The organism is Aeromonas media (assembly GCF_000819985.1).
GTDB lineage: Bacteria > Pseudomonadota > Gammaproteobacteria > Enterobacterales > Aeromonadaceae > Aeromonas > Aeromonas media.
Map to the genome: position 1 here is coordinate 1 of NZ_CDBZ01000024.1, position 9,256 is coordinate 9,256.

Sequence of the window (9,256 nt, forward strand, 5' to 3'; positions counted from 1 at the left end):
TAACTGATCAGCATTGCGGCGCTGGTGGCCTCTTTCGGCGAGCTCTCGCCACTGGTGGACGAAACTCTGGCCGGGTTCAACCAGATTTGCCAGGCAGGTGGCGCCGCCGTGCCCCACACGGTGCCGACTCCGACGCAATGGACCGACGAGCGGCTGGACTGGGAACAGCAGACCCGGGCCAAGCAGTGCCTGCCAAACCGGTTGATCTCGGTGGGATCTGGCCGGGTGCGAGGCCGACTGATCGGCGGCAACCTCAATACCCTGGCAGGGATCTGGGGCTCACCCTATATGCCGCCCATAGCGCGGGGGGACATTCTGCTGCTGGAAGACAGCCTCCATTTGGCAGAGACGGTGGAGCGCTCTTTTGCCCACCTCAAGCTGTGCGGGGTGTTTGATCGCATCGGTGCCCTGGTGCTCGGCAAACACGAGCTGTTCGACAGCCAGGGCAGCGGCCGGCGGCCGCTCGATATCCTGCTGGAAGTGGTGGGGGAGCCGACCTTCCCCATTCTGGCGGAGTTCGACTGTGCTCACACTCACCCCATGCTGACGGTGCCGCTCGGCATCGAGGTCGAACTGGATCTCGACAGGCAGACCCTTACCCTGTGCGAGCCCTGGCTCCGCTAGCCGCAAGAGAAATGCAAAGAGGCCGCAGTTGCGGCCTCTTTGCTGTCTGCGCGCAGGCTTAGGGCAGGGCATCGGCCCGGAAGCCGGAAGGTGTTGCAAGGATCTGCGGCCCCCGTCTCTTAAATGTTTATTGCTCTCAGGGTAATGCGTCGGCCCGGAAGGTCGGCCCGGAAGGTGTTGCAAGGATCTGCGGCTCCCGTCTCTTAAATGTTTATTGATCTCAAGGTAATGCGTCGGCTCGGAAGCTGGCGCGGATCTGCGGCACCAGAGGCGAGGGGTCGAAGCCCTTCTCCTCCCCGAGCACCGGGTGGAGCAGGGGCTTGTCCTCTATGGGGGCGAGATCCCCCGCCAGCAGCGCTCGGGTGGCCTGGCCCATCTGGTAGAGCTGGCGCACCGGGGCGAACTGGGTCGCCAGGTTGAGGGGGTCATCGGCGCGGGTGAAAGCCATCATGGGGATCTGGTAGGCCGCATCCCGGGGCGGCTTGGCGCCGTGGATACCCTTGCCTGCGGACATCAGGAAGGGCTGGTGATCACCAAAGGCCACCACCAGATAGCGCTTGCCGGACTGGTCCAGGGTCTTGAGCAACCGCTCCAGCGACGCCATGGCGTCCACCACCCCGGTGTAGTAGGTGTTGAGCAGCTGGCGCTCTGCCGGGCTCTGATCCGGGCAGGCCTTGTCGATCTGCTGGGCCCGGTAGCGATCCCCGTCGAAGGGGCCGTGCCCCTGCATGGTGACCGCGTAGGCGAACAGCGGCTTGTCATCCTGCTCGCTGCGTTTGATCAGGTGATCGATGAGGGCATCGTCCGAGATGTAGAGCCCCTTGTGTTCCAGGGTGGTGAAGCGGGTGTCGAACCAGCGCTCCTCATAGCCGAGCGCCGGAATCGCCTTGGCGCGGCCCCAGAACTTCTCCACATAGGGGTGGGCGAACAGGGTCTGGTAGCCGCTTTGCTTCGCGCTCTGGGCAAGCCCGGGCACCTGGGCCGAGAGGTAGTAGTAGGGCACCACCCCCTGCTTGAGCAGACCCGCCGGCAGGCCGGTATTCATCTCGAACTCCGCCAGCACCGTCATGCCGCCCGTGGTGGGGGAGTGGATGGTCTTGTGCCACTGCGCCACCCCGGCGGGCAGGGAGAGCGTGGGGGCGGGGGCGCAGATCTTGCCCTGCCAGTCGAGCCAGAGCGACTCGTATTGCAGCACGATCACCAGATCGAAGCGGGGCGGCTGGCCCCGGGCTGGCTGGCTCAGTTCGGGGGTGCGCTCGTTGATCTGCAGGGGATAGCGAAAGACGTTGCCGCTTTGCAGCATCTCGTCCACCAGGTTGAACAGATAGAGGCCGGGGCCGGCGCGGATGATGTCCCTGTGGTAGTTCACCGCCCTGTCCACGTAGCGGATGTTGGCCCCGAGCAGCTTGTTGCCGGTCTGGGTGGCGAACACGCAGAGCGCGAAGAAGGCGACGGTGGCGGCGGCTGTGCGCAGGATCCAGCGCGACAGGGCAAAGCGCCAGCACAGGAACAACAGCCCCAGCACGGCCAGCACCGGCAGCACGGGGTGCTGATCGAGCAGGATGTGCAGCAGGGCCAGCAGGTTGCCGAGATCGTCCCCCCCGAGCGGCACCCCGTAGATGGCGATCTTCATGAAGTTGGCGAGCAGGCCTATGCCGGAGAGCGCCGTGAACACCAGCCCCATATAGAGGTTGAACCCCGCCAGGGCACAGAGGCTCCAGCCCAGCACCATGCTGCCCCAGGCGAGGTAATAGTGCTCGGGCCGAAAGCCCGACCAGAACAGAAACTCTCCCAGCTTGAACACCACGAAGCCGTGCAGCAACACGAAGGTGAGGTTGCCGAGCAGCAGGCTGCCGACGATCCGCGAGCGGTAGCTTCGGCGCAGCCGCGGCAGCATCGCCCTGAGCACGGCGGCGCTCATCAGCAGCACCAGCAGCAGGCTGATCATCAGGTAGCTCAGGTTGAAGCAGCGCTCCGGCAGGGTCTGCAGTATCTGGCTGTATTCGGCGCTCTCGGGCCTGTCCGCCAGCAGCAGGCCGATCCGCAGTTGATAGCGGCTGTCCAGGGCGTCATCCGGTGCCCGCAGGGCGCTGTTGAGATCCAGGGTGCAGCGCTCCTGGCGACACTTCTGGCGCTTCTCCACCGCCTGGCTCAACTGATCGATGCGAATGCCCTTGTCGTTGAGCAGCTCTACCCGCACCTTGTCCCCCTCCTGCAGCGGTTTGAGCAGTTGCCACTGGCTGCGCACCACCAGATAGAGGCCGCGACTGTCGCTCTTGTAGAGCAGACTGTGGCGGCTGAGGGTGGCGATGGGCTGATCGGCGGGCCCCAGGATCAACGGTTGTGCCCGCCCGAGCCAGCCGGCGGGATTGAGCAGCGGCAGGGCGAGGGTCAGCAACAGCAGGGCTATCAGCAGACCGAACAGCCACCCGGCCAGAGACTGGGAAAGGGAGGGGCTGTGACCACAGACGGGGGCATTCATAGGGGCTCATCCTTGGAGCGGGCAGGGCAGCGATGGCTGCATCTATTTTGACCCGATGGTGAGGGGCTTGTTCCTTGATGTCAATTTAATGACAACGGGATGAATCTTGGGTGACGACCCGGGCGTGCGAATTGTGATCCCGATCCGGGAGGGGCATTCATTCTGTGATGAAAGCGTCATCATGGGGCTTTGCCGCTGGTCTGGGAGGGGGGCGCTGTTTAGTCTCTCAGTAACGGTTGGAGGTACATGTATGAATCCCAAGGTTGCGGCACGTCAGGCAAGATTGCTCCAGATGCTGGAGAACAACGACGAGATCCGGATCGGACGTGAGCGAGACTGTCCCCTGCCTCTTGCCCAGTTGTTAAGGCTCACCGAGGATCACCCGGACGTCGTCAGGGTCTATGGTCACGGGCTCACCGCCGAGGTGTTCCACCTCAAGGTGGAGGGCCATCACTGGTGCCTGAAGCGGTGCCGACCAGACTCCCTGGTGGCCAACGTCGACGGCAAGACCGCCTTTCTCACCGAACTGGAGCGGCGTCGGGAGATAGAGAGCCTGCGGGAGCTGCACCCCACCATCCTCTCCAACGTGGTCTGCACCAGCTTCGGTTCGGCCCGCACCGGGGTGCTGGTTTCCCCCTGGCTGCGGGGAGAGCCGGTGCGCAGGCTCAATGAGCGCAACCTGGCGCAGATGCTGGCGGTGGAGGCCGAGCTGGCGCGCTGGGGCTGGTTTGACTGGGATCCGAGCCCGGGCAACCTGCTTGACGACGGCCAACAGATCTCGGTGTTCGACTTTGGCTACATGTGGCCTTTCGATCCCCTTCACGAGTTCAACTCCAACGGCCTCACCGATCCGGAATTTCATGTGCCGGAGCGGCTGGAGACCCGCACCCTGTCAGGGCTCTGGTTGGATGATGCCGATCCCTTGCCGCTGTTTCGCCACTGGCGGGGGCTCTGCCTCGCCTGGGCGAAGGGGGAGTTGCAGTACCTTAGCCGGGAGGGGGCCAGTGCCCCCGTGCTGGCCCGCATGCAGGGGCTGGTGGGAGAGTGGAGTGCGGCGCTGGCAAGCGACGAGGCGCTCGCCGCCAACTGGTGGCGCGACATGTATCGCAGCCACCGGCTCGACATTCAGGACGATCTCAGCGGCAAGAGCTGCGGCCCCATGACCCTGCGTCGCCTCGACTGGCTGGAGCAGGCGGTGCGGGATCACTTCCCGGCGCTGGCCGAGAATCTGGGGCCGGATGAGGCGGGGCTCAGCCAGGCTGCGCTGTTGCAACGGCTGGGGGGGCTGCGCGAGCAGATCCGGGCCAACCTGCTGCCAACCCCGGCAAGCCAGTCCATGGGCTGACATGACGGCTGACTCAATGACAAGAGGGGCGCATCGGCGCCCCTCTTCGTTGGTATCGATGCTGGTGTTATGGCCTTCCCCTGATAACAGACCCTTCTCCCCACGGGGAGAAGGGTCTGACAAGGCTTCGTCAGGCTCAGTCGAGCAGCTCCTGATGGAGGCGGTTGACGATGTTGCCCGCTTCGCTCTCCTTGACCAGGAAGCAGAGATTGTGGGCGCTGGCGCCGTAGCAGATCATCCGGATGTTGTGTTCACGAATGGCGTCGAACACCCGGCTGCCCACCCCGGCCGCCTCGCTCATGCGGTTGCCGATGAGGGCCACCAGCGCGAAGTCGGTCTCCACCTCCACCTTGCACAGCTGGCCGAGCTCCGCCAGCACCTTGTCGCCGAGGATGGGCTCGCCGTTGCTCTGGCTGCCAGTGTGATCCAGGGTCAGGGAGACGCTCACCTCAGAGGTGGTGATGAGATCCACCGAGATGCGGTGACGGGCCAGGATGCCGAACACCTCCGCCAAAAAGCCGTAGGCGTGGAACATGTTGAGGCTGTGCAGGGTGACCAGCACCTGCTGGCGGCGCAGGGCCACGGCGCGAAACAGCGGGCAGGTCTCGGTGCTGGCGCGGATCCAGGTGCCACCTGCTGCGGGATCCCTGGCTGAGCCGACGAACACCGGAATGTCCTGGCGCAGGGCGGGTTGCAGGGTGGCCGGGTGCAGCACCTTGGCGCCGAAGGTGGCCATCTCGGCCGCCTCCACGAAGCTGATTTCCGGGATGGGGCGGGCCCGGGTGACCAGGCGCGGATCCGTGGTGTAGATGCCGGGCACGTCTGTCCAGATCTCTATGCTGCCTGCGTCCAGTGCCTCGGCGAGCAGGGCCGCGCTGTAGTCGGAGCCGCCCCGGCCCAATGTGGTGGTGCGGCCATCGGCGTCGGCGCCGATGAAGCCCTGGGTGATGACTAGGCTGTCACCGAGCAGCGGGCCCAGGGTGGCTTGGCAGAGGGTGCGGGTGGCGGCGAGATCCACGGTGGCCTTGCCAAAGCGGCTGTCGGTGCGCAGCAGCTGGCGCGCGTCCTGCCAGCAGGCCTTGATGCCCCGCTGGTGCAGCAGTTCGGTGAAGAGGCGGGTGGACATCAGTTCGCCGCAGGCGATGAGGCGGTCTGCCAGTTCGGCATCGGTGTGCTGGCAGGCCTGGCGGGCCATGGTGCGAATGTCGCCGAGCTGGGCGTGGATGAGGGCGCTCACTTCGCCCGGGTTGCCGAGCGCCGTCAGGATGGCCTGCTGGATCCCGGTCAATCTGGCGAGCTGGGCATCCTGCCCGGCTTCGTCCAATTCACCCTGAGCCAGGCTCACCAGCAGGTTGGTGACCCCGGCGCTGGCGCTCAGCACCACCACCCGGGTCGCCGGATTGGCCAGCACCACGTCGGCGCAATGGTTCATGGCCGCTGCATCGGCGACACTGGTTCCGCCAAACTTGGCGACGTTGATCGGGTTCATTGCATACTCCTGTCTCAAGGTGAAAATCCGGTTTCATCGGGCAAAAGAGAGGAGGAGGCAGAAAATGGCAGGAATAGCGAAGGATCCCGGCCAGAAGCACTCCATCCGCGGTGCCCATCCCACAAGGATCCTGCTGGATGCCTGTGGGATGCACACGACCGATGACAACCCGGGGGATTCAGCCCCCGCAGCCGACGTTGAGGTATACCAGTTGCCTCACTCGTCTCGGCGCTGCTCCCCCTGACCCAAGTTCACCGGACGCTGGTGTCCTCCCTTGGGCTGCCTGGGCAGCGCTCCTCTTCTGGTGCCACCCTGGAAGGTGGCGTGCATGTAGAAATACCCTGCTCTGGATTGCACTGTCAATCGAGTTTGTAAAAAAGTACACAATTGGCAACAACCAGGCACAAGATCAATCAGTTACGAAATCGTCTTGGACAAAACCTTGGAGCGGCGCTGCCAGTTGTAGAGCCGCTGGCGCGCCACCGGCAGATCTTCCACCTCCAGGGGATCGAAGCCCCGCTCCCGGAACCAGTGGATGGAACGGGTGGTGAGCACGAACAGGCGGCGGATGCCGAGCCGCTTGGCCCGCTCGGCCACCTTGGCGATCAGCTGATCACCCCGGTTGGAGTTGCGGTACTCGGGATGGATGGCGACGCAGGCCATCTCGGCCATCGCCTCCTCCATGAAACAGTAGAGCGCCGCGCAACCGATGATGAGGCCGTCGCGCTCGATGATGGTGAACTTGTCTATCTCCATCTCCAACTGCTCACGGGAGCGGCGCACCAGGATGCCTTCCTCCTCCAGCGGCCGGATCAGATCCAGGATGCCGCCGATGTCTTCGATGGTGGCGGCCCGTGCCCGCTCGGCGCTTTCGCGCACTATCTGGGTGCCGAGCCCCTCGCGGCTGAACAGCTCCTGCAGCATGGCGCCGTCATCCTGATAGCTCACCAGGTGGGAGCGCGGCACGCCGCCCCGGCAGGAGGCAATGGCCGCACGCAGGTAGCGGGCGGTGCCGGACATCTCCTCGCCGGCCTGCTCGAGCTCCACCAGCAGCTCTTCTGCCTGCTCGGGGAAGAGTTCGGAGATGGCCTCGCCTTGTCTGTTCATCACCCCCTGGGTGCTGCTGAAACAGATGAGCTTGTCTGCCTTGAGATCCACCGCCACCCGACGCGCCACCTCTTCGGAACTCAGGTTGAAGCTCTCGCCGGTGACCGAGCAGCCGATGGGGGAGATGAGCACCAGACCATGCTGATCCAGCTGGCGGGTGATCCCCTCCACGTCGATGCGCCGCACCCGGCCGCTGTGGCAGTAATCGATGCCATCCTCGACGCCGAGCGGCTGGGCGGTGACGAAGTTGCCGCTCACCACGCTGATGCGCGCGCCCTGCATCGGGGTGTTGGCCAGCCCCATGGAGAGCTGGGCCGTGATGTCGTATTGCAGACCGCCACACACCTGTTTGATGATGGCGAAGCTCTTGTCATCGGTGACCCGGATCCGTCTGTGGTACTGGGCCTCGATGCCGGCGCGGGCCAGCGCCTCGTCGTTTTGCGGACGCGAGCCGAATACCAGGACCAGGCGGATCCCAAGCGTCTGCAGCAGGGCGATATCGCTGACGATATTGGCAAAGTTGGGGTGGCAGATGGCTTCCCCGCCCATCATCAGCACGAAGGTGGCGCCCCGGTGCACGTTGACATAGGGGGTGGATTGCCGAAAGGCATGGACCAGGCTGGGTTCGCGTTCACGCACGTGTTTCATTCCATAAAAAAGCAGCAATTTGCTCAATATATGAAAATAAATTCACAAATCAAGACTAAATATTGGTTTTGGTGTTTTGTGCCGCCATTTTGACCAGTCGCAGACGCCCTGTGCCAGGGCGAGTCGGGGGGCGGTCAGCCCGGTGAAGGGGCCGCCTCGGTTGATCCGGGCTCATAACCTGTTATCTTCGGGGTTCCTTTTCGTCAGCCGCATCGCGCGGGGTTTTATTCAAGGACAGGGCATATGGAGCAGATTATTTCACCGGCAGAGGCGCTGCCGGGACGACGGGAAGCGCTGGCGATCGGCCAGCAGCATGCCGTCAACGGCCACCCGACTCAGGGCCCCTGGCCCGAGGGGATGGAGCTTGCCTGGTTTGGCATGGGGTGCTTCTGGGGTGTGGAGCGCCTGTTCTGGCAGCAGCCCGGCGTCTATTCCACCGCCGCCGGTTATCAGGGGGGCCTGACGCCAAACCCCACCTACAAGGAGGTGTGCAGCGGTCTGACCGGTCATGCCGAGACGGTGCAGGTGGTGTTCGACCCCAGGGTCATCAGTTACGGCGAGCTGCTCAAGCTGTTCTGGGAGCAGCACGATCCGGCCCAGGGCATGCGCCAGGGCGGCGACATCGGCACCCAGTACCGCTCGGTGATCTTCTATGGGGATGACAGTCAGGAGGCCATCGCCCAGCAGAGTCTGGCCGCCTATCAGCAGGCCATGATGGCGAGCGGCGATGCCCGTCCCATCACCACCCGGATCCTGCCGTTGGCCCCTTTCTACTACGCCGAGGATTACCATCAGCAATATCTGGAGAAGAATCCGGAAGGGTATTGCGGGTTGGGCGGCATTGGCGTCTGCCTGCCGCCCAGCCTGAACCGCTGAGGCGCAGCATGTATAAAACAGGGGCCATCCGGTCCCTGTTTCGTTTTTTTGAAAGAAATATTAAAAAAAGTGTCCTGGTCGGGAACTTAACCGAACCTCGGCAGACTAACAATTAGCTACCATGGACGGCAGCCAAGACCAGACACATTTCTTGCCTCGACATTCATCCCACTGACAAGCGCGATGAATCGGAAGTGATAGCAAGCAGGGCTGCCCGTTGAAGGCGGCCCTTTTCACTTTTCGGCCGTGCAGCCGCGGGGGAGGGGCTAGCGGATGGTGCTGTCGAACAGGTTCTTGATGAGACTGATGAACTCATCGAGGAAGGCGTGCTGGGCCGGGGTGGGCGCCCGCAGCCAGACAGCGGAGAGCACCTCTTCCAGATCGGCCACCACGGCATCGGCCTCCTGCATGATCATGAAACGCACCTTGGGGTCGAGCTGAGGGTTCTGCTCGCAGATGGCCATGAGGTTGCCCGCCACCCGGTTGCTCACCAGATCCTCTATGGTCTCGGAGCCCGTGCCCTGCTGCTGGCTCTCGAACAGGCCCAGACTCTCTACCAGATACTCGATCAGCGCAATATAACCGTCGCTCTCTACCACCATGATGGCTGCCTTCATTCATTGCTTTGGGGAAATGGTGGGTATTTTAGTGGCTGGCCTTGGCTTGGCAAGCTGCAGTAGAGGCG

At 63.7% G+C, this 9,256-nt stretch carries 6 protein-coding genes, 1 pseudogene and 1 riboswitch; of the genes and pseudogenes, 3 read left to right on the top strand and 4 right to left on the bottom strand.

Annotated elements, in window-relative coordinates; translation table 11 throughout:
• Positions 1-18: 18 nt before the first annotated feature.
• Positions 19-624, top strand: a pseudogene (locus tag BN1127_RS02040) (S66 peptidase family protein); the annotation flags it as partial.
• Positions 625-844: 220 nt separating this feature from the next.
• Here the strand turns inward: BN1127_RS02040 and BN1127_RS02045 are convergent.
• Positions 845-3,106, bottom strand: coding sequence for an LTA synthase family protein (locus BN1127_RS02045; protein ID WP_042648301.1), 2,262 nt, complete (start codon positions 3,104-3,106; stop codon positions 845-847).
• 250 nt (positions 3,107-3,356) lie between these two features.
• On the opposite strand from BN1127_RS02045, the gene BN1127_RS02050 reads away from it, so the two are divergent.
• Complete coding sequence (locus tag BN1127_RS02050) at positions 3,357-4,451, top strand: protein kinase family protein (protein WP_042648302.1); 1,095 nt, start codon at positions 3,357-3,359, stop codon at positions 4,449-4,451.
• A gap of 136 nt (positions 4,452-4,587) precedes the next feature.
• Here BN1127_RS02050 and lysC read toward each other — a convergent pair whose 3' ends face one another.
• Both lysC and argA read right to left on the bottom strand, forming a co-directional pair.
• Entirely contained in the window at positions 4,588-5,940 is a 1,353-nt protein-coding gene (gene lysC / locus BN1127_RS02055; RefSeq protein WP_005327565.1) for a lysine-sensitive aspartokinase 3, read from the bottom strand.
• A gap of 86 nt (positions 5,941-6,026) precedes the next feature.
• A riboswitch (Lysine riboswitch) is annotated at positions 6,027-6,249 on the bottom strand.
• Positions 6,250-6,357: 108 nt separating this feature from the next.
• A complete protein-coding gene (gene argA, locus BN1127_RS02060; protein ID WP_042648311.1) occupies positions 6,358-7,686 on the bottom strand; it encodes an amino-acid N-acetyltransferase in 1,329 nt (442 codons plus the stop codon).
• A 252-nt stretch (positions 7,687-7,938) separates the two neighbouring features.
• Between argA and msrA the strand changes: the two genes are divergently transcribed.
• Positions 7,939-8,571, top strand: a complete 633-nt coding sequence (gene msrA / locus BN1127_RS02065; RefSeq protein WP_005327561.1) for a peptide-methionine (S)-S-oxide reductase MsrA — start codon at positions 7,939-7,941, stop codon at positions 8,569-8,571.
• Positions 8,572-8,837: 266 nt separating this feature from the next.
• Here the strand turns inward: msrA and BN1127_RS02070 are convergent, their stop codons facing one another.
• Positions 8,838-9,173, bottom strand: coding sequence for a DUF3802 family protein (locus tag BN1127_RS02070; RefSeq protein ID WP_042648312.1), 336 nt, complete (start codon positions 9,171-9,173; stop codon positions 8,838-8,840).
• Between the last annotated feature and the right edge of the window lie 83 nt (positions 9,174-9,256).

Coding starts and splice junctions, on each gene's coding strand:
- BN1127_RS02070 (WP_042648312.1), bottom strand. CDS start 9,173: ATGGTGGTAGAGAGCGACGGTTATATTGCGCTGATCGAGTATCTGGTA.
- BN1127_RS02045 (WP_042648301.1), bottom strand. CDS start 3,106: ATGAATGCCCCCGTCTGTGGTCACAGCCCCTCCCTTTCCCAGTCTCTG.
- lysC (WP_005327565.1), bottom strand. CDS start 5,940: ATGAACCCGATCAACGTCGCCAAGTTTGGCGGAACCAGTGTCGCCGAT.
- msrA (WP_005327561.1), top strand. CDS start 7,939: ATGGAGCAGATTATTTCACCGGCAGAGGCGCTGCCGGGACGACGGGAA.
- BN1127_RS02050 (WP_042648302.1), top strand. CDS start 3,357: ATGAATCCCAAGGTTGCGGCACGTCAGGCAAGATTGCTCCAGATGCTG.